This is a genomic window from Micromonospora globbae, assembly GCF_003610785.1.
Classification (GTDB): domain Bacteria; phylum Actinomycetota; class Actinomycetes; order Mycobacteriales; family Micromonosporaceae; genus Micromonospora; species Micromonospora globbae.
Window position 1 is genome coordinate 206,497 of sequence record NZ_RAQQ01000006.1, and the last position, 19,401, is coordinate 225,897.

Genomic DNA, 19,401 nt, shown 5'->3' on the forward strand with positions numbered 1-19,401 from the left:
CCGCCGGACGGCGGGGGCCCGGTCCGCGGCAACCAGACCTGCACCGGGTAGATGACCCCGTCGCTGCACGTCAGCTGACTGCGGCGGTGGGTGCGGCGCCCGGAGCAGCCGGGTGATGGTCGGGTGGCGGCACGCCACCAGCGGGTACGGCCCGACCACCACCACCCGCTCCACGACCGGTACGCGAGGCACGACCTGGCGCGCCGGAGAAAGTCCCCCCGACGAGACTCGCCGGCAATTGCCGGCCAATCCTCCCCAGGAGCCCATGTGCTTCCCCGCTCTGGTGACGTACTGCACGTGACTCGCGCGGCGAGTGTCCAGTTCCTCCGGCCCATCATGTTCCGGGTGATCCGGGTGCTCGACTGGCCGACCTACGACGGTTGGCTCTGGCTCGACGGCTACGAGTTGAACGCGGCGGGGGACGCGGTCAACCGGCGCTCGATCTTCGTCCAGCGGCAGGGGCTGCGCCAGTTGCGGTCCGCCCCGCAGCCGCAGCCGCGGCCGCACACCGTACGGCAGCGGCGGCCGGTCGCCCGTACGCCGGTCCGGGTCGGCTGACCGCCGCCAAACCGCCGTTCGTGGGCGTGTCTCGCCTTTAGAATCAGAGCACGCCCACCCCGGCAGTTCCACCCCGCGCGTTCCAGGGCCCCGAACCTGGGATGGCCATGCTCGATCAGCCCGCCGCGCGGCGGCACCACCGCTCCCGTATCGCCTACGCATTCGGACTCCTGGCGCTCTTCGGCGCCGCGATGACCCTCGTCGTCGTGATCCGGGACCCGGCTCTCTCCTCCACCCAGCTGCCCGAACCGGTGCCGGCCCCCGAGATCACCGTGATCGGTGAGAGCGCCTCGCCGGACCCCGAGGACGAACCCGGCTGGAACGGCACGCCCGGCGCGGACGACCCGTCCGGCGACCCGAACGCCGGGGCCACGCCGGGCCAGGACGGCCTGGCAACCGGCTCCGGCGCGGGCGCGCTGGCCGGTGAGGCGGAGGCCGCCGGCCCCCACTCGCCGTCGGACATCCGCCGGTCGCTCTTCTGGTCCGGCGTCCTCGGGCTGACGATCTCGCTGGCCGGACTGGGCCTGGTGGGCACGAGACGCCGGATGTGGTGACGGCCCTGCGGATCGCCGGATGTGGTGACGGCCTTCGGGTCGGCGCGCCGGTGACCCCTGCGGGTCGGCACGCCGGGACGGCACGTCTGTCCCCACGTTCCGGCCGGCAGCCGGTGCCCTGGTCAGGACGTCGGCGTCGCCCTGGGGCTCGACGGGGACGGGCTCGGGGAGTCCGACGGGGTGGCCTCGGAGACCAGCAGCAGGATCTCGTCGTCCTCGTCGATCAGTTCACCCGACTCGGGTTCGGTGTCGATCACGAGGCCCGGCGGCAGCGACGACGGCCGGTACTCCACGCGGTAGCTCAACCCGACCCGGTCCAGCAGCGCCTCGGCGGTCTCCAGCGGCAGGCCGGCCAGCGGCGGCACGGGTACGCCCGCCGCCTCGGTGGTCGGCGGGGCACTGGTCGGCGGCGAGGTGGTCGGCTCGGCCGACGTCGGGGCGGCACTCGTCGGCGCCGAGGTCGTGAGCGGGGCGGACGGGGTCGGCTCCGGGCCGGGCTGCTCGTCCTCGGCGTTGCTCACCAGCCACAACGCGACACCGAGCAGGGCGAGCAGGAGCAGCACCAGGATCCCCCAGAGGATCGGCGACCACCAGCGCCGGCCGCCCTGGTCCTCCGCGTACCACTCGGCGGTCGGCTCGCGGTACTCCGCCGTCCGTGGCCGCACCTCGGCGCGGCCGGACCAGGGCCGTTCCGGTGGCAGTGGGGCCGTGGCGTCCGCGGGCCCGGACGGCTCGGCCGGACCGGGCAGACGTCGGGTCCGGTCGTCGGGCTCCTCGCCCGGGCGCGGCATCGGTCGCGTCTCGTCGCCCTCGTCACCCGGACGCGGCAGGGGTCGGGTCTCGTCGCCCTCGTGTCCCCCGGCGGGCGGCTCCTGGCGGTCGTCGCTCATCGCACGTCCTTTCCCGAGCCGGGCGGGCGGGTCGGGGGTCGGTGCTGGTCGACGCCACCGTGCCGGCCGAGGGTCGGCCTCTCACCGCCAACCTAACGGTCCGTGTCACCATCGGCCCGCATCGACGTGCCGGACCCGGCGCGCGGGTCCGGTCGTGGCGAGACCCGTACGCCCAGGGCGTGGCGTCGTGGCGGGACCGCCCGGTCCGTCAGGACGTCGGTGCGACCGACGGGCTGGCGTCCTCCTCGGTGCCGCACCAGATCCGCACCTGGTCGTTCCACCGCGCGGTGCTCCCGCCGGCCGGCTCCTGCCGGAGCACCGTGCCGCGCTTCCCGCTCGGGTACTGCGGGTAGAGGCCCTCCTCGCCCAGCTCGTCGGCGGCCTCGTCGCAGTCGTCGTCGACGACGTCCGGCACGTCGGTGGTCGGCGCCGGACCGGTCACGTAGAGGGTCACCGTCGACCCGCGCCGGATCGCCGTGCCCACCTCGGGTTCCGTCCGCTCCACCGTGCGGCCCGTGCCGGTGCCGAACACCAACCGCCAGCCCAGCCGCCGGTCGCGCAGCTCGTCCCGGGCCTCGACGAAGTCCGTGCCGATCACGGGAGGAACGGTCAGGCCGGAGGCGGACGACGCCGAGGTGCGCGGCGCTGACGGTGTGGTGCGGGTGGCCGTCGGCCGCCGGGTGGGCGGGACGCTGGGACCCCCGGTGGTGCTCGTCGCGGCCACCGGTGTCTCCGGCGGCACGTCCTCCTCGCCGGCCAGCAGCCAACCCCCGGTCGCCCCGATCGCGGCGAGCAGCACGGTGACCAGCCCGCCACCCAGCACCAGGCCCAGCCGGCCCGGTCCGCCACCGCTTCCCGCGACGTGTCCGCTCGTGTTCCCGTCCGTCATGCCACCGCCTCAGTCCCCGGCGACCGTACCGGTCACCGCCAAGCCGCCTGCGCCACCCGCCGCCGTCCCGCCGGGCATCGACGGCTCGCCGCGCCGACGACGGGACGTTACGCTGCCCCGCATGGCCAGACGCGGCTGGGGAGGATCGATCGCGACCGCCGTCGGCGTTGCTGCCGGCACCGGTGCCGCCCAACTGGGCTTCGGCTACGGGCTGGGCATCATCAACTGGGCGCCGGCCGACGCCGGCGCCGGCCCGGCGGCCTGGGTCGCCGGCCTCATCTGGGCCACCTGGATCGCCGCCACGTCGACGGTGCTGGGCGCCGTCTGCGCGTACCGCCTGCACGAGCGCGCCCTCGCCGCCGCGACGGCGGGGCCACGGCCCGGCCGACCCGACGCCCCGCCGGACGCTCCAGCGGCCGACAGCGGCGCGCCCGCTGCCAGCGACCCGTCCGCGGCCGACAGCGGTCCGCCCGACGCACCGGCCGACAGCGGGACGCCCACCGCCGACAGTGCCGCGACGCCGCCGGTCCGGCACCGCGGCGACCGCCTCGGGCGGGTCGGCCTCGCCGTGGCCGCCGGTCTGGGCGGTCTGATCACCGTGCTGCTGATCGCGGTGCCGGCGCGGGTCGCGGCCGCACCGGACACCGGCACCCCGCAGCGGGTGGCGGCCGCGTACGCGGCGATCGGCGTCCTGACGGGTGTGCTGGCCGCGCTCTGGGCGCTGCGCTCCCGCGCCGCCGCGACCAACGTGATCGCGACGGTGGCCTGGCTCTGGCTGCTCGCCGTCGTCGCGGTGGTCGACGGGGTCCTCGCCGGCCGCGGTCTGACCAGCGCCCAGCTCGGCATCTGGCAGATCAGCTCGGACCGCCCCGAGTTCTGGATCCGCGACTACCTCTACTGGCCGGGTGCGTTGCTGTCGCTCGGCTCGGCACTGGTGATCGGACTGCTCGCCGTGCGGCGGGGCGCCCGGTCGGCCGAGCAGCGCATCGGCGCGGCGGCCTCCGGCGCGGCCGGCCCGCTGCTCGTGGCGGTCGCGTACCTCCTCGCGGTGCCGCGGCTGTCGGCGATCAGCCCCGAGCAGGTGTCGGCCCACCTGATCGCCCCGTACGCGGTGATCGTCGGTATCGGCGGCTCGGTGCTGGTGGCGGCGCTCGCCCAGCGTGCCGAGCGGCGCGCGGCGGCGCGGAGCGCCGGCGGCAGCGTCCCGGGCCCGTCCGACCGGCCCGCCTCCGCGCTGGAGGGCGACGAGGGCCGACCGGACGCCGCGGGCGCGACGACGGCACCGGGCGTGGTCGGCGAATCCGTGCCGCCGACCGCTATCGGGGGAGCCGCGGCGCCGACCCCGGTCGCGGACGTGGAGGCGGCGCCGGCCGGCCGGGCAGCCGGGGCGAAGGCCGGTACGACGGCCGCCACCGACGGATCCACGCGAGAGCCCGCGGCGCCGCGCGTGCCGGCGCCGCGCACCGGGGAGGCGGACCGGCTCGCGGGCGCGGAGACCGCCGCCGCGCCGGCCACGGAGACCCAGGCGCCGACGAGCCCTCGCCGGAGCCGGTCACCGCGACGCACGAGCTGACCGAGGGCCACCGCGACGGACGGCCTGGGAGCGGCCGCGACGGACGGTGTCGGGGCGCCCGCGACGGACGGTGGCGGGGCGCCCGCGACGGCCGCGGCCCCGGGCGCTCCGGCGCTCGCCACCTGATCTAGTCGACGGGCCAGGTGTGCACCGGCTCGTTGGTGCGCTGGTGTTCGGCGTAGCGCTGCACCATGTGGTGCAGGGCCGCGTCGCGGTCCATGCCCCGGTGCCGTTCCGCGGCCCAGACGGTCTCGGCCTGCCAGGCCGCGCCGTTGCGGCCGGTGCGGCAGCGCTGCTCGATGACGCCGAGCAGCCGGTCCCGTTCCGCCGGGGCGACCCCGAACCGGTCCAGCCCGACGGCGGCCTTCGGCAACAGCACGTCGAGCACGAGCTCGGTCACCGGCACGTCACCGAGCCGGGGCCAGTGCAGGACGGCCTCCATGCCCCGACGCGCGGCCGCGTGGAAGTTCTCCTCGGCGGAGCTGAAGGTGAGCTGGCTCCAGATCGGCCGGTCGGCCTCGGCGAGCGCGCGGGTCAGACCGAAGTAGAAGGCCGCGTTGGCCAGCATGTCCACGACCGTGGGCCCGGCCGGCAGCACCCGGTTCTCCACGCGCAGGTGCGGACGGCCGTCCATGATGTCGTACACCGGGCGGTTCCAGCGGTAGACCGTGCCGTTGTGCAGCCGCAGCTCGCCGAGCTGGGGCACCCCGCCGGCGTGCAGCACCTCCACCGGGTCCTCGTCCTCGCAGATCGGCAGCAGCGGGGGGAAGTACCGGACGTTCTCCTCGAACAGGTCGAAGATCGAGGTGATCCACCGCTCGCCGAACCACACCCGGGGGCGTACGCCCTGGGCCTTGAGTTCGTCGGGGCGGGTGTCGGTGGCCTGCTCGAACAGCGCGATGCGCGTCTCCGCCCAGAGCTGCCGCCCGTACAGGTAGGGCGAGTTCGCGCCGATCGCCACCTGCGCCGCCGCGATGGCCTGGGACGCGTTCCAGTAGTCGGCGAAGCTGTCCGGCGCGACCTGGAGGTGGAACTGGAGGCTGGTGCAGGCCGCCTCGGGCGCGATCGAGTCGGTGTGCGTACGCAGCCGCTCGACACCACGGATGTCCAGCTCGATGTCCTCGCCCCGGGCGCCCACGATCTGGTCGTTGAGCACGCGGTAGCGCTCGTTCGTGGACAGGTTGTCCGCCACGAGGTGCCGCTCCGTGAGGGTGGGCAGGATGCCGACGAGCAGGATCTTCGCGTCCGACCGGGCGGCCCGCTCGTCCGCCCGGGCGAGGCTGCCGCAGAGGTCGCGCTCGTAGTCGGCGAAACCCACGCCCTCGATGAGCCGCGGCGGCGCGTTCAGTTCGAGGTTGAACTGGCCCAGCTCGGTCTGGAAGAGCGGATCGGCGATGTCGGCGAGGATCTTCTCGTTCCGCATCGCCGGCTCGGCCGTCGAGTCGATCAGGTTGAGCTCGATCTCCAGGCCGGTCATCGGCCGGTCGGCGTCGAAGCCGAAGTCGTCCAGCATCAGCGCGAAGACGTCGAGGCACCGCCGGACCTTCTGCCGGTAGCGGACCCGGTCCTCCCGGGAGAAGGCGCCCTGCGAGACGTCCCTGCCCATGTGCCCTCCCGGCATAAGGCGCATCCGGGGCCATGGCCTCCCCGTGCGCGTTGTCAGCCCATTACGTTAAGTGCGCACACCTCGCGAAAACCAGAGGCCGATTCCGATAGTCCGTCCATCGGGACCGCCCGCGGCCTGCCGCGACGTGCGCTCCCGGGCATCTCTACCCCGTCGGGTCGCTCCCGCCCCGCCGCCGGCGGGCAAAAGGCCGTGACGATTCGCACGCGAAGACGGCACGGGGCCCGCGCCGGACTCGGCGCGGGCCCCGGACGTGCGGGACAGGTCAGGCCTGACGGATGGCCTCGCCCTCGATCTCGATCTTGACCTTCTTGCCGACCAGCACGCCACCGCTCTCCAGGGCAACGTTCCAGGTCAGGCCGAACTCCTCGCGGTCGATCTCGGTCTTCGCGGAGAATCCGAAGATGTCCTGCCCGAAGGGGCTCCGGCCGACGCCCTCGAAGTCGACCTCCAGCTCGACCGGGCGGGTGACGTCCTTGATGGTCAGCTCGCCGGTCAGGACGAACTCGTTGCCGTCGCGCGACTTCACCCCGGTGCTCCGGAACTCCAGCGTCGGGAACTTCTCCACGTCCAGGAAGTCGCCGCTGCGCAGGTGCCCGTCACGGTCGGCCTGGCCGGTCTGGATGCTGGCGGCCTGGATGGTCGCGGTGACCGAGGACTGCATGGGGTCCTCCGCGACGGTGATGGTGGCGGCGGCGTCGGTGAACTCGCCGCGTACCTTGGACACCATCATGTGGCGCGCGACGAACCCGACGCGCTTGTGAGCCGCGTCCAGCACGTAGGTGCCGGGAGTCGGGATCGTGAGACCCTCCCACTCGCGGGTGACGGCCTCGGTGCTGCTGGTCATGGCTTTCCTCCAGGGAATGGTTTAGTAGCCCAACGGCTGCCTCAGCAACTATAGCGAGAGCAATATTCCCCGTGTCAAGTACTGGTACGATGAAGCCGTGAAGAACGAGTTGGACGATCCCCGGATCACCGCCATCGGCCTCTTCTACGAGGTGCACGCCGGGCTGACGGCCCGGTTCGCCGCCCAGTTCGAGGAGCACGGCCTCTCCGCGGTCGAGTTCGAGGTGCTGACCAGGCTTGCCCGCTCGCCCAACAACCAGCTCCGGATGACCGATCTCGCGGCGCAGACCTCCCTGTCGACAAGCGGTGTGACCCGGGTCGTGGACCGCATGGAACGCGACGGGCTGCTCGCCCGGCGGGCCTGCGCCACCGATCGACGCAGCTCGTTCGCCGTGGTCACGGCCGCCGGCATGCAGCGCCTCAAGGAGGTGCTCCCCGGGCACCTGCGCATCATCGAGGAGTGGTTCACAGGCCAGCTCGACCCCGAGTCGCTGGCGACACTGCTCGACGCCCTCCGCCGGATCCGGGACGCCGTGCATCCGTGCGCGACCGCCGGCAGCAGCACGGCGACACCCACCGACGACGAGGTGAGCACCTCGGCCTGACCGGGCGCGCCGGCTGTCCTGTCTGATGCCGTTCGCACTCCCCTGCACTGCCCGTCCTCCCGAATGACGATCAGGTATCCGGTGGACGGATCGCCCGACGTTCGGCAAGATCGACTCCCACAGCCGGACAGTCCACTGTGGCTGCCCGGCCGTTTCCCGCGATCCGTCCCCGGCGGGACGCCGGTGACGGATGCGACCGCATCGACAGGAAACGGGGAAAATGGGACTTTCACCGATCACCAGCCGGCGTTGGCAGGCCATCGGGCTGCTCGCCGCCACGGCGGCCGTCACGGCCGTCGGCGGACCGGCCACCGCGGCACCGGCCGGTGCGACTCCGGCCACCGGCGAGATCCGCCTGGCCGGCACCCCCGACGCGGTGCCGGGCAGCTACATCGTGGTGCTCAAGGACACCGCGGCCACCGCGAGGGCCGGCCTCGGCGACCGCCGGCGCGTGGTCGCCGAGAGAGCGCAGACGCTGGCGCGCGGGCACGCCGGGACCGTGGGCCGGGTGTACGCGGCCGGGCTGACCGGGTTCGAGGCGCGGCTGTCCGAGTCGGCGGCCCGACGGCTGGCCGCCGACCCGTCCGTGGCGTACGTCGAGCAGAACCAGTGGGCGTCCGGGACCGGCGGGACGCAGTCGGCTCCCCCGTCGTGGGGGCTGGACCGGATCGACGAGCCGACCCGCCCGGTGGACGGCCTCTACACCTATCCGAACACGGCCACCGCGGTCCACGCGTACGTCATCGACAGCGGCATCCGGACCACCCACCGCGACTTCGCTGGCCGGGCGAGCAGCGGCTTCGACGCCGTCGACGGCACCGGGACCGACTGCCACGGGCACGGCACGCACGTCGCGGGCACGGTCGGCGGCACCTCGTACGGGGTCGCCAAGGGCGTGCGGCTGGTCTCGGTACGGGTGCTCAAGTGCGACAACACCACCACGGCGGCCGACACGATCGCCGGGGTGGACTGGGTCACCGCGAACGCGGTCAAGCCGGCCGTGGCGAACATGAGCATCGGCTTCCGCAGCGGCAGCACCAGCGTGGACGACGCCGTGGCCCGGTCGATCGCCTCGGGGGTGACGTACGTCGTGTCCGCGGGCAACGCGACCGCCGACGCCTGCACCCAGTCGCCGGCCCGGGTACCGGCGGCGATCACGGTCGGCGCCACCACGAGCGCCGACGCGCGCGCCTCGTTCTCCAACTACGGCACCTGCCTGGACCTGTTCGCACCCGGGGACGCCATCGTCTCGGCGGGCAGGGCCAGCGACACGGCGAGCGCCACGATGAGCGGCACCTCGATGGCCGCGCCGCACGTGACCGGGGCGGCCGCGCTGATCCTCGCGGAGAACCGGACGTTCACGCCGGCCCAGGTGCGGGACCGGCTGGTGGCCGGCGCTACCTCCGGTGTGGTGACGAGCCCCGGCACCGGCTCCCCGAACCTGTTGCTGCGGGTCGAGGGGGCGCTGCGCAACCCGTACACGCCGGTCGAGGCGTGCGGCAGCGGATACAAGGTCATCAACTCCCGGCCGCTGGCCGTCACCGGCGGCGCCCTCCGCGGCCGGGTCTACCTGCTCTACAACGGCAGCAACGCGAACAACTGCGTGGTCACCATGAAGGCCACCTCGCTGGGCACCGCCACGCAGGTGGCGGCGTACCTGGAGGTGCAGGGATCCACACGCCGCACCGACAGCGGCTCGTACTCCTACTACGCCGGACCGGTCCGGGCGGCGGCCGGCGGCAAGTGCGTCAAGTGGGGTGGGTCGACCGGCGGAGCCCAGTACGACAGCCCGTTCGAGCACTGCGGCTGACCTGACCGGCGAGCATCGCCCCCGGTCAGCCGACCGGCGGTCCGCCCGCGCGTGGAGCGGGCGGACCGCCGGTACCCCGCGGCACCGGACGACCGGCAGAAAGACCGGCAGAACTGCCGGCTCGACCGGACACCCACTGCAAAAACGGACCAACCGGCTTGCCGGCCCTGGCTACTGTTCGCCCCAGCGGGGATTCACCGGGGGGTGACGGCGCGGGCGAACAGCGAGGGGTTAGCAACGAGGGGGCTATTCGCCCGCGCTCCCCGGCCCCGCCCGGGCCCCGCCGAGGGGTCGCGTGGCTCAGTTCCCGCCGCCGGACGCCCGTCCGCCACGGGCCACCAGCGCATACAGCAGATCCTCCTCGTGCGGCAGCAGCCGGATCCCCTCGTCCCGGCAGGCCCGCTCCAGCCGCGCCAGCACGGCCGGATCGGACGTGCTGGCGGCCAGCCCGACCAGCGCCTCCACCGCGTCCCGGCGATCCTGACCTTCGACGCCCGCGTCGACGGCCGCCGCGAACCACTCCGCCGCCAACTCCCGGTCGCCGCGGTGCAGCGCGAGGTTCCCCTCGATCAGGGCGCAGATCCCCGCCTCCGGATGCGGCCACCGCCACGTCTCCGCGTCGCGGGTCGTGCCGCCCGACCGCTGGCGGGGCACCGGAGGGTCCGGGCGGCCTCGGGGCCATCCGGCCGGCGGCACCGACTGCACCCGCAGCCGCAGCAGGGTGCAGGCCCGCAGCTCGGCCAGCACCTCGGCCGCCTCGTCCTCCCGGCCGTCCTGGGCGAGGGCCAGCCCCACCCGGCCGAGCACCCGGCGGCGGTGCCACGGATCGCCCAGCTCGGCGAGCGCCGCCGCCGCACGCCGGCCCTGGTCGACGGCGTCGCCGTAGCGGCCCTCCAACCGGGCGACCTCGGCCAGGTTCGCCCGGGCCAGCACCCGTAACCGCTGCTCCCCGCACTCGGCGGCGAGCCGGTCCACGGCGGCGAGCCGGCGCCGGGCCGCACGCAGGTCGGCGAGCCGGATCTCGTGCCAGGCGAGCCGGTTCTGTGCCACGGCCATGTCCCGGGTGCGGCCGTGCCGGACGGCGAGCCGGAGCGCCGCCTCGTCCTGCTTCCGCGCCTCGCCGATGCTCCCCACCCCCACCAGGAGCGCGCCGAGGACGTTCCGCGCCGCCAGCTCACCGGCCACGTCACCCGCCCGGCGGAACCCCGCGAGCGCCTCCCGCGCCGTGGGCAGCTCCTCGGCGCCCGCGCCGTGCTCGGCGGCGAGCCGGGCCGCGCCGATCCCCGCCCAGGCCCGCAGCACCGGGTCGGCCCCGGTCGTACGCGGGTCGGCCAGCAACCGGCGCAGCCACTGCCGCCCCGACACGTCGCGGCCCCGGAACCGCCACCAACGGGCCAGGTTGGACGCCAGGCGGAGCGCGGTCACCGGATCGTCGGTGGCGGCGTACGACAGGGCCGAACTGATGTCGCTGCTCACCTGGTCGAGCCGGTGCATGGCGTCGGTGAGGTGGGGCCCGACGAGACCGGGAGCGGTCCGGGCGACCAGCCCGGTGATGACCTCGGCGTGCCGGCGCCGGATCCGGGGAAGCTCGCCGGCACCCGCGGCCTGTTCCCAGGCGAAGTCACGGACCGCGTCCAGCAGACGGAACCGGAAGGAACCGGCACCCCGGACGCTCAGCAGGCCGAACTCGGCGAGCCGGTCCAGCACGGGGACCGGGTCGATCGCCACCGTGCCGTCCGGGTCCGCCTCGTCGGCGAGCATCTCCTCGGCCAGGTCGACCGACCACCGGTTGCCGAACGCGGCGAGCCGGCGCAGGGCGGTGCGCTCCTCCGGGGCGAGCATCCGGTAGCTGACCGCCACCGCGTCGCGGAGGGTGACGGCCACCGTCTGGCGGGGCTCCTCGGCTCCGCCCGGCCCGTCCCACCCCGACGTGCCGTCTCCTCCCGTGGCGAGATCGAGGACCCGGTCGCCGTACCGGTCGAGCAGCTCGGTGGGATCGAGGATCCGGCCGCGCGCGGCCATCAGCTCGATGGCGAGCGGGAGGCCCCCCAGCCGGCGGACCAGCGTCGCGACGGCCGGCAGCTCGGCGGGGGCGGGCTGCTCCCGGCGTACCTGGTTGAGGCGGGCGACGAAGAGCGCGACCGCGGGCCATGCCGCGAGCGCCGCGGGCCCGGCCGCCTCGGCCTCCGGGGGCGGCACGTCGAGCGGAGTGACGGGCCAGACCCGCTCCCCGGCGAGGCCGACCGGATGCCGCCCGGTGACCAGTACCCGCAACGACGGCACGGCGACGGCGAGGCGGTGCAGCGCCTCGGCCACCGGACCGGGTGCCCGCTCCGCGGCGTCCACCACGAGCAGCGCCGGCCGACCCGCGAGCCGGCTGGCGAGTTCCGGCAGCCGGGCCGCGCCGAGGACGGCCACCGAGGTGGCGAGGACGTCGGGTGTGTCCGTACCCGCGCCGACCAGGACCCCGGCGACGCCGCCGGGGTGGCTGCCGGACACGGCGTGCCCCACCGCCAGGGCGAGCGCGGTCTTGCCCACGCCGGCCAGCCCCACGAGGCTCACCAGCCGGGGACCGAGTTCGTCGGTGAGCAGGTCGACCAGCGCGGTGACGTCCCGGTCCCGCCCGATCAGCTCGACCGGCGGCGGGAGCGTCACCGGCGGGCCACCCTCGCCCACTCCGTCGCCCGTGCTGAGCACCGGGATGTGCGGCTCGACCACGGGGGCGCCGCGCGCCGCCGCGAGGAAGACCGACCGGGCCGCGCCGGCCAGGCCCAACGCCCCGGCGAGCAGCTCGACGGTGGTCCGCTGCGGCCGCGAGGACCGGCCGCGCTCCAGGTCACGCACCGTGCGGACACCCACACCGGCCCGGGTCGCCAGCTCGGCCTGGGTGAGTCCGGCGGCCAGCCGGTGCCCGCGCAGCAGTTCCGGCAGGGCGGTACGACCGTCCGGGCCGGACGAGCGATCATGGGCCGGAGTCACGGGGTGGAAGACTACGGACCAGGTCCGACCTTCGGCAGTCGAGCGTCAACTGACCGACGCGCCGGTGCTGATATCCGACAGCCGGCGCGACGCGGCGGGCGTACGTCCGCTCAGAGGCCCAGGTCGCGAGCGATGATCATCCGCTGCACCTCGCTGGTGCCCTCACCGATCTCCAGGATCTTCGAGTCACGCCAGAACCGGGCCACCGGGTACTCGTTCATGAAGCCGTACCCGCCGTGGATCTGCGTGGCCTCCCGGGCGTTGTCCACGGCGATGGTGCTGGCGTGGAGCTTGGCCATGGCCGCCTGCCGCTTGAACGGCTCGCCCGCGAGCATCCGGGCCGCCGCGTCGTAGTAGGCCAGCCGGGCGGTGTGGGCCCGCATCTCCATGTCGGCGATCTTGAACTGGATGGCCTGGTAGTTGCCGATGGGCTGGCCGAAGGCGTGCCGCTCCCGGGCGTACTTCAGCGACTCGTCCACGCAGCCCTGCGCGAGGCCGACGGCGAGCGCCGCGATGGCGATGCGTCCCTCGTCGAGGATGCGCAGGAACTGGGCGAAGCCCCGGCCCCGCTCGCCGAGCAGGTTGTCGGCCGGGACCCGGCAGTCGTCGAACGTCAGCTCGTGCGTGTCGGACGCCGTCCAGCCGACCTTCGAGTAGCCGGGAGCCACGGTGAAGCCGGGCGTGCCCGACGGGACGATGATGGTCGACAGCTCCTTCGAGCCGTCCGGCCGGGTGCCGGTCACCGCCGTGACCGTGACCAGCGCCGTGATGTCCGTGCCGGAGTTCGTGATGAACGCCTTCGAGCCGTTGATCACCCACTCGTCGCCGTCCAGCACGGCCCGGGTCTGGGTGCCGCCCGCGTCCGAACCGGTGCCCGGCTCGGTGAGCCCGAAGCCGGCGAGGGCCTCGCCGCTCACCAGCTTCGGCAGCCACCGGGCCTTCTGCTCCTCGGTGCCGAACCGGTAGATCGGCATCGCGCCGAGGGAGATCGCGGCCTCCAGCGTGATGGCCACGCTGGAGTCGACCCGGGCCAGCTCCTCCAGGGCGAGGCAGAGCGCGAAGTAGTCACCGCCCATCCCGCCGTACTCCTCGGGGAAGGGGAGCCCGAAGAGACCCATCTTGCCCATCTGCCGGATCACGTCGTACGGGAAGGTGTGCTTCTCGTAGTGCTCGGCGATGACCGGCGCGACGACCTCGCGTGCGAAGTCCCGCACGCTCTCCCGCAGCGCCTCTTGCTCCTCGGTGAGCCGGAAGTCCATGGTTCCTCCTGTACGACGGGCGGCCGGGCGCTCGTGACGCCGGCGCGGGACGCGGGTCGGTCGGTCAGACCGGGGTGACGCCGTGCCGGCGCCGGGAGAAGTGGCGGTCCTTGCCGCGAGCCGCGGCGAACCGGCGGATCAGCTCGGGCCGCAGCTCGTGCGGCTCGACGATCGCGTCCACCACCAGCTCGCTGGCGAGCCGGACGATGTCGATGTCGCGCTCGTACTCCTCGCGCCGGGCGGCCACGAAGGCGGCGCGCTCGGCCTCGTCCTCGATCGCGGCGATCTTGTTGGCGTAGACGGCGTTGACCGCCGCCTCGGCGCCCATCACGGCGATCTTGGCGGTGGGCAGCGCGATGGTGGCGTCCGGCTCGAAGCCCGGGCCGGCCATCGCGTAGAGACCCGCGCCGTACGCCTTACGGACCACCACGCAGATCTTCGGTACGGTCGCCTCCGAGATCGCAGTGATCATCTTGGCGCCGTGGCGGATGATCCCCTGCTTCTCCACGGCCGTGCCGACCATGAAGCCCGGGACGTCGGACAGGAAGAGCAGCGGCACGTTGAACGCGTCGCAGAGCTGGACGAAGCGGGTCGCCTTGTCGGCCGAGTCGACGAAGAGCACACCGCCCTTGAACATCGAGTTGTTGCCGACCACGCCGACGACCTCGCCGTTCAGCCGGCCGAAGCCGATGGTCAGCTCCTTGGCCCACAGGGCCTGGATCTCGAAGAAGGAGCCCTCGTCGAGGAGGCCCTTCACGTACCGCCGCATGTCGAACGCCTGCCGCTCGCTGGCCGGCACGAGCGCGGCCAGGTCGGCCTTCTCCGGCGCTTCGACGGCCGGCGCGGCCGGCGGCGTCTGCGTCCAGTTCGAGGGCAGGTACGACAGGTAGCGCTTCACCACGTCGAGCGCCTCGGCCTCGCTCTTGCAGAGGAAGTGCCCGACGCCGGACTCGGCGCAGTGCACCTTGGCCCCGCCCATCGCCTCCAGCGTGGTCTTCTCGCCGGTGACCATCTCGACCATCCGGTCGGAGCCCAGGTACATGCTCGCGTTGCCGTCGACCATGGCCACCACGTCGCAGAACGCCGGGATGTACGCCCCGCCGGCCGCGCTCGGGCCGAAGAGCGCGCAGACCTGCGGGATGGAGCCGGAGGCGCGGACCTGGTTCCAGAAGATCTTCCCGGCTCCGCGCCGGCCCGGGAAGAGTTCGACCTGGTCGGTGATGCGGGCACCCGCCGAGTCGACGAGGTAGACCATCGGCACGGCGGTCGTGTACGCCCGCTCGATGATCCGGATGATCTTCTCGACGGTGCGGGCGCCCCAGCTTCCGGCCTTGACGGTGGAGTCGTTCGCCATGAGGCAGACGGGCCGGCCGTCGATGGTGGCGGTGCCGGTGACCACGCCGTCGGCGGGAAGCCCCTCGGCCATCGCGTTGGCATAGAGCCCGTCCTCGACGAAGCTCCCCTCGTCGACCAGGAGCGCGACCCGCTCGCGCGCGAAGAGCTTGCCCTTGGCCGCGTTGGCCGCGTGGTACTTGTCCGCCCCGCCGGCCTTGGCCCGCTTGCGCAGCTGCTCCAGTGCCTCACCGTCGAGCGTCACGCCGACTCCCTCACCGTACCGACCTGAACGATCGTTAGGTTATCGCATCGGTGCGACGTCGGGCCACCCGGCCGATCTCTCGGGCGACCTCTCGCCGATCTCCCGGTGGACCTCTCGCCAGGTCTCCCGGCTGATCTCTCGGCCGATCTCTCGTCAGATATTGATGTGCGCCTATTTCTGTGGCTAGGCTCCTGGCACCCCGAACCTCTCCGATGGGAGTGAGCCATGAACTCACGGATCAGCCGGGCCGCGGTCGCGTTCGTCGCGACGGCGGGCGCCACCCTCGGCGTCACGGTCGCCAACCCCTCGCCCGCGGCCGCCGCCATGACCATCTGCTACAACACCAGCCAGGCAACGAGCTTCGCGAGCATCGCCAACCAGGCGGCCACGATCTGGAACAACGCCACCACGAACCTGACGCTGTCGCCGAACTGCGGCTCGAACCTCCGGATCTACCAGATCACCGGTGGCGGGTCGTACGCCGTCCGCACGAGCCTCGGCAACGGCCGTGTCTACATCGACACCCAGCAGGCCCAGCAGTACAGCCCGCTGCGCATCATGACCCACGAGATCGGGCACATCCTCGGCCTGCCCGACAACTACAACGGCAACTGCGCGATCCTCATGTCCGGCGGCAGCGCCGGCACCAGCTGCACGAACCCGTACCCGAGCACGACCGAGGCGAACCGGGTCAGCAACCTCTTCGCCGGCACCCGCAGCGCCGAGCGCACCAGCGGCGACACCGGAGGCGCGGTCTTCCGCGACAGCTGGCCGGCCGCACCCGCGACGGTCGGCTGACCCGCATCCCCGCCCTGGGAGGGGCCGGCCGACGCCGGCCCCTCCCGTCGGGCCGGTGCCGGCCCCTCCGGGGACCGGTGCCGACCCTTCCGTCGCGGTGTCACCAGGGCCCCTGCATCAGAAGGGGCTCCCGCTCCACGGAGAGCGAGGGCCCGTCCTAACGGGCCAGGCGGGTGCGCGGATGGGCCCGTCCTAACGGGCCAGGCGGGTGCGCGGATGGGCCCGTCCTAACGGGCCAGGCGGGTGCGCGGGCCGGCGCGGAGCACCCCGGACGGGAGCTGCCGCCCGACCAGGCGCTCGGCCAGCTCGGCGACCTCGATCAGGGCGTCCAGGTCGATGCCGGTGTCGATGCCCATGTCGTGCAGCATGTGCACCGCCTCCTCGGTGGCGAGGTTGCCACTCGCCCCCGGCGCGTACGGGCAGCCGCCGAGGCCGCCCACGCTGGCGTCGAACTCCGTCACCCCCAGCTCCAGCGCGGTGAGCAGGTTCGCCAGGGCGGTGCCACGGGTGTTGTGGAAGTGCAGCAGCACCGGGATGTGCGCGTTGCGGTCGCGTACGGCCGTCAACAGCTCGCGGACCCGGCGCGGAGTGCCCATGCCGGTGGTGTCACCGAACGCGACCCGGTCGGCGCCGTCGCGGACGACCCGGTCCACGATGCCGGCCACCCGCTGCGGGTCGATGTCCCCCTCGTACGGGCAGCCGAAGCTGGTCGCCACGATCACCTCGACCCGTGCGCCCGCGCCGTGCAGCAGGTCGATGAGCTCGGCGATGTCGTCGAGCGACTCGTCGGTCGAGCGGTTGACGTTGCGCCGGTTGTGCGTGTCGCTGGCCGACACGACCACCTCGATCTCGGTGAAACCGGCGGCCAGGGCCCGCTGCGCGCCGCGGGTGTTCGGCACCAGCGCCGAGTAGCGCACCCCGTCGACCCGGCTGGCCTGCCGCCACACCTCGTCCGCGTCGGCCATCTGCGGGATCGCCTTCGGGTGCACGAAGGACACCGACTCGATGCGCTTCACGCCGGTGCGGGAGAGCGCGTCGAGCAGACGCACCTTGGCGTCGGTCGGGATCGGGTCCTCGTTCTGCAACCCGTCGCGGGGCCCGACCTCCCGGATCGACACGGAGTTCGGAAGGCTCGTCATAAGGGGTCACCTCACTGTGACGCAGTGCTGGGTCGTGTCCTCCAGCATGTCACCCCGTCCACCCAACCCTGTTGATCATGAGGTTAGCGGGGGACAAAAGGGACGGACGCCCTCGCTAACCTCATGATCGCCGGGGAAGCGGCCGGGGGGCCGGGGGCCGGGGGCGGGGGGGTCAGCGCATGCGGGACACGATGGCCGTGTCGTAGTCGCCGGAAAGGAACTCCGGGTTCTCCAGCAGCTCGGCGAAGAACGGCAGGTTGCACTTCGGGCCGGCGATCTCGAACGCGGCGACCGCCGCCCGGGCCCGCTCCAGCGCCTCCGCGCGGTCCCTGCCGTCGACGATCAGCTTCGCCATGAGGCTGTCGTAGAACGGGGTGACCGTGTTGCCGGCGACGTACCCCGAGTCGACGCGTACGCCCTCGCCGACCGGCTCGGTCCACGTGGTGACCGCCCCCGGGCCGGGCAGGAAGCGCTTCGGGTCCTCGGCGTTGATCCGCAGCTCGATGGCGTGTCCGCGCGGGGCGAGCGCGTCCGGGTCGAACGTCGGGGCGAGCCCGGAGGCCACCCGCAGCTGCTCCTCGACCAGGTCCAGTCCGTAGACCAGTTCGGTGACGGGGTGCTCGACCTGGAGCCGGGTGTTCATCTCCAGGAAGAAGAACTCCTCGGCGGCGTCGCCCTTCGCGTCCGGCTCACGGGGGACCAACAGGCACTCCACGGTGCCCGCGTTGCGGTAGCCCACCGCCTCCCCGGCCCGCACACCGGCGGCCAGGAGCCGTTCCCGCAGCTCCGGGGAGACCGCCGGGGACGGGGACTCCTCGACGAGCTTCTGGTTGCGCCGCTGCACCGAGCACTCCCGCTCCCCGAGCGCCACCACGCGCCCGTCGGCCAGGCCCAGGATCTGCACCTCGACGTGCCGCACCCGCGGGAAGTAGCGCTCGATCAGCACCGAGCCGTCGCCGAACATCCGCTCGGCGAACGACCGCACCTTGTCGTACTCGGTGCGCAGCGCGGCCTCGTCGGTGGCCACGCCCATGCCCATGCCGCCACCGCCGGCGGCGGCCTTCACCATCACCGGGTAGCCGATCTCGGCCGCCGCGGCGACCGCCGCGTCCAGGTCGGCCGCCGGCTCGGTGGTGCCCGGCGCGACCGGGACGCCGGCCGCCGCCATGAGGTTCCGGGCATTGATCTTGTCGCCCATCGCGGCGATCGCGTCGGCGCCGGGCCCGACCCAGATCAGGCCGCTCGACTCGACGGTACGGGCGAACTCGGCGTTCTCCGACAGGAAGCCGTAGCCCGGGTGGATCGCCTGCGCGCCGGTGGACTTGGCGGCGGCGAGGATCGCCTCGACGTTGCGGTAGCTCTGTGCGGGGTTCGCCGGGCCGACGCAGACCGCCTCGTCGGCCTCGGTGACGAAGGGCAGGTCGGCGTCGACCTCCGAGTGCACCGCGATCGCGCGGATGCCGAGCCGCTTCGCGGTACGGATGATCCGGCGGGCGATCTCCCCCCGGTTGGCGATCAGCAGCGACTCGATCATGTTTCCTCCCAGCGTCCAGGATTTGGGACGGATCTCAGGGAACCATGCCGGCCGCCTTCGCACGAGTCCCGGGCCCCCGACCGGAGGCACGGGACCGACGAGTCCCGGGTCGGATCAGGCCAGGAGGGCGGCCAGGGTCGCGCCCCGGAGCAGCTCGGCCCGGCGGCGGCGGTCCACCTCGCCGCCGAGGAACGGGGTGGAGTTCATGAGGCCGAAGGCGGCGTGCGCCAGCACCCGGGCCTCGCCGTCGGGCATGCCGGGGTGCAGGGCGGTGAGCACGCTCACCCACTCCTCCACGTAGAGCCGCTGGAGCCGGCGGATCCGGCGGCGCGGCTCGTCGGGGAGGCGGTCCAGTTCGTGCAGGTGCAGCGCGATCACCGCCGGGTTCGCCAGCGCGAAGTCGACGTGGAAGTCGATGAGCGACTCCAGCGCGGCGCGCGGGTCGGCGGGGTGCGCGGCGGCGCGTTCCCGGCCACCGGCGAGCAGCCCCTCGCTCACGGGGATGAGCGCGGCGGCCAGCATCGCCTCCTTGCCGGCGAAGTGGTGGTAGAGCGCCGGGCCGGTCACCCCGGCCGCCGCGCCGATGTCGTCCATCGAGACGCCGTGGTAGCCCCGGGCGGCGAAGAGGCCGACCGCGACCTCCAGGATCTCGTCCTTGCGTGAACGTCGGCGACCCGCCGCACCACCCGCCGTGCCTCGTGCCTGCTGCTCCACCGTCACCGGGCAAGCGTAGACCCGCACGCCGG

Annotated in this window: 16 protein-coding genes; 6 read left to right on the forward strand and 10 right to left on the reverse strand. The window is 73.7% G+C overall.

Annotated features, from left to right (window positions below):
• Positions 1 to 267 precede the first annotated feature (267 nt).
• Entirely contained in the window at positions 268 to 558 is a 291-nt protein-coding gene (locus D7I43_RS10620) for a hypothetical protein (protein WP_120328259.1), read from the forward strand.
• A 101-nt stretch (positions 559 to 659) separates the two neighbouring features.
• On the forward strand, positions 660 to 1,112 hold the full coding sequence (locus D7I43_RS33020; RefSeq protein WP_192902118.1) for a hypothetical protein: 453 nt from the start codon (positions 660 to 662) through the stop codon (positions 1,110 to 1,112).
• 122 nt (positions 1,113 to 1,234) lie between these two features.
• On the opposite strand, the gene D7I43_RS10630 is transcribed toward D7I43_RS33020, so the two are convergent.
• Both D7I43_RS10630 and D7I43_RS10635 read right to left on the reverse strand, forming a co-directional pair.
• The gene (locus D7I43_RS10630) at positions 1,235 to 2,002 is read right to left on the reverse strand and encodes a PASTA domain-containing protein (protein ID WP_120328261.1); all 768 of its coding nucleotides are present in this window, start codon (positions 2,000 to 2,002) and stop codon (positions 1,235 to 1,237) included.
• Between the two features lie 208 nt (positions 2,003 to 2,210).
• Complete coding sequence (locus D7I43_RS10635; RefSeq protein ID WP_120328262.1) at positions 2,211 to 2,891, reverse strand: PASTA domain-containing protein; 681 nt, start codon at positions 2,889 to 2,891, stop codon at positions 2,211 to 2,213.
• Between the two features lie 121 nt (positions 2,892 to 3,012).
• Between D7I43_RS10635 and D7I43_RS10640 the strand changes: the two genes are divergently transcribed.
• Entirely contained in the window at positions 3,013 to 4,464 is a 1,452-nt protein-coding gene (locus tag D7I43_RS10640; protein ID WP_120328263.1) for a hypothetical protein, read from the forward strand.
• 127 nt (positions 4,465 to 4,591) lie between these two features.
• Here the strand turns inward: D7I43_RS10640 and D7I43_RS10645 are convergent, their stop codons facing one another.
• Positions 4,592 to 6,070, reverse strand: coding sequence for a glutamate-cysteine ligase family protein (locus D7I43_RS10645; protein ID WP_120328264.1), 1,479 nt, complete (start codon positions 6,068 to 6,070; stop codon positions 4,592 to 4,594).
• 283 nt (positions 6,071 to 6,353) lie between these two features.
• Positions 6,354 to 6,935: a YceI family protein gene (locus D7I43_RS10650; protein ID WP_120328265.1), complete on the reverse strand. Its 582-nt coding sequence runs from the start codon at positions 6,933 to 6,935 to the stop codon at positions 6,354 to 6,356.
• Between the two features lie 97 nt (positions 6,936 to 7,032).
• On the opposite strand from D7I43_RS10650, the gene D7I43_RS10655 reads away from it, so the two are divergent.
• Positions 7,033 to 7,539: a MarR family winged helix-turn-helix transcriptional regulator gene (locus tag D7I43_RS10655; RefSeq protein WP_120328266.1), complete on the forward strand. Its 507-nt coding sequence runs from the start codon at positions 7,033 to 7,035 to the stop codon at positions 7,537 to 7,539.
• A gap of 220 nt (positions 7,540 to 7,759) precedes the next feature.
• A complete protein-coding gene (locus tag D7I43_RS10660; RefSeq protein ID WP_120328267.1) occupies positions 7,760 to 9,349 on the forward strand; it encodes a S8 family peptidase in 1,590 nt (529 codons plus the stop codon).
• A 300-nt stretch (positions 9,350 to 9,649) separates the two neighbouring features.
• On the opposite strand, the gene D7I43_RS10665 is transcribed toward D7I43_RS10660, so the two are convergent.
• The 3 genes from D7I43_RS10665 to D7I43_RS10675 all read right to left on the reverse strand — a co-directional run bounded on the left by D7I43_RS10665 (position 9,650) and on the right by D7I43_RS10675 (position 15,184).
• Positions 9,650 to 12,328: an ATP-binding protein gene (locus D7I43_RS10665; RefSeq protein WP_120328268.1), complete on the reverse strand. Its 2,679-nt coding sequence runs from the start codon at positions 12,326 to 12,328 to the stop codon at positions 9,650 to 9,652.
• A 110-nt stretch (positions 12,329 to 12,438) separates the two neighbouring features.
• Positions 12,439 to 13,587, reverse strand: a complete 1,149-nt coding sequence (locus D7I43_RS10670; RefSeq protein WP_120328269.1) for an acyl-CoA dehydrogenase family protein — start codon at positions 13,585 to 13,587, stop codon at positions 12,439 to 12,441.
• Positions 13,588 to 13,651: 64 nt separating this feature from the next.
• Positions 13,652 to 15,184: an acyl-CoA carboxylase subunit beta gene (locus D7I43_RS10675; RefSeq protein WP_120328270.1), complete on the reverse strand. Its 1,533-nt coding sequence runs from the start codon at positions 15,182 to 15,184 to the stop codon at positions 13,652 to 13,654.
• 225 nt (positions 15,185 to 15,409) lie between these two features.
• On the opposite strand from D7I43_RS10675, the gene D7I43_RS10680 reads away from it, so the two are divergent.
• Positions 15,410 to 15,982, forward strand: coding sequence for a snapalysin family zinc-dependent metalloprotease (locus D7I43_RS10680; protein ID WP_120328271.1), 573 nt, complete (start codon positions 15,410 to 15,412; stop codon positions 15,980 to 15,982).
• Between the two features lie 227 nt (positions 15,983 to 16,209).
• Here the strand turns inward: D7I43_RS10680 and D7I43_RS10685 are convergent, their stop codons facing one another.
• From D7I43_RS10685 to D7I43_RS10695, 3 genes are all read right to left on the reverse strand, one after another.
• Positions 16,210 to 17,121, reverse strand: a complete 912-nt coding sequence (locus tag D7I43_RS10685) for a hydroxymethylglutaryl-CoA lyase (protein ID WP_120328272.1) — start codon at positions 17,119 to 17,121, stop codon at positions 16,210 to 16,212.
• 172 nt (positions 17,122 to 17,293) lie between these two features.
• The gene (locus D7I43_RS10690; RefSeq protein WP_120328273.1) at positions 17,294 to 18,655 is read right to left on the reverse strand and encodes an acetyl-CoA carboxylase biotin carboxylase subunit; all 1,362 of its coding nucleotides are present in this window, start codon (positions 18,653 to 18,655) and stop codon (positions 17,294 to 17,296) included.
• A gap of 114 nt (positions 18,656 to 18,769) precedes the next feature.
• Positions 18,770 to 19,375, reverse strand: coding sequence for a TetR/AcrR family transcriptional regulator (locus D7I43_RS10695; RefSeq protein ID WP_120328383.1), 606 nt, complete (start codon positions 19,373 to 19,375; stop codon positions 18,770 to 18,772).
• Positions 19,376 to 19,401: the final 26 nt, after the last annotated feature.

Excerpts from the sequence above, each read along its gene's own strand:
- D7I43_RS33020 (WP_192902118.1), top strand. The coding sequence starts at position 660 with ATGGCCATGCTCGATCAGCCCGCCGCGCGGCGGCACCACCGCTCCCGT.
- D7I43_RS10680 (WP_120328271.1), top strand. The coding sequence starts at position 15,410 with ATGAACTCACGGATCAGCCGGGCCGCGGTCGCGTTCGTCGCGACGGCG.
- D7I43_RS10670 (WP_120328269.1), bottom strand. The coding sequence starts at position 13,587 with ATGGACTTCCGGCTCACCGAGGAGCAAGAGGCGCTGCGGGAGAGCGTG.
- D7I43_RS10640 (WP_120328263.1), top strand. The coding sequence starts at position 3,013 with ATGGCCAGACGCGGCTGGGGAGGATCGATCGCGACCGCCGTCGGCGTT.
- D7I43_RS10660 (WP_120328267.1), top strand. The coding sequence starts at position 7,760 with ATGGGACTTTCACCGATCACCAGCCGGCGTTGGCAGGCCATCGGGCTG.
- D7I43_RS10685 (WP_120328272.1), bottom strand. The coding sequence starts at position 17,121 with ATGACGAGCCTTCCGAACTCCGTGTCGATCCGGGAGGTCGGGCCCCGC.
- D7I43_RS10650 (WP_120328265.1), bottom strand. The coding sequence starts at position 6,935 with ATGACCAGCAGCACCGAGGCCGTCACCCGCGAGTGGGAGGGTCTCACG.
- D7I43_RS10645 (WP_120328264.1), bottom strand. The coding sequence starts at position 6,070 with ATGGGCAGGGACGTCTCGCAGGGCGCCTTCTCCCGGGAGGACCGGGTC.
- D7I43_RS10690 (WP_120328273.1), bottom strand. The coding sequence starts at position 18,655 with ATGATCGAGTCGCTGCTGATCGCCAACCGGGGGGAGATCGCCCGCCGG.
- D7I43_RS10630 (WP_120328261.1), bottom strand. The coding sequence starts at position 2,002 with ATGAGCGACGACCGCCAGGAGCCGCCCGCCGGGGGACACGAGGGCGAC.
- D7I43_RS10635 (WP_120328262.1), bottom strand. The coding sequence starts at position 2,891 with ATGACGGACGGGAACACGAGCGGACACGTCGCGGGAAGCGGTGGCGGA.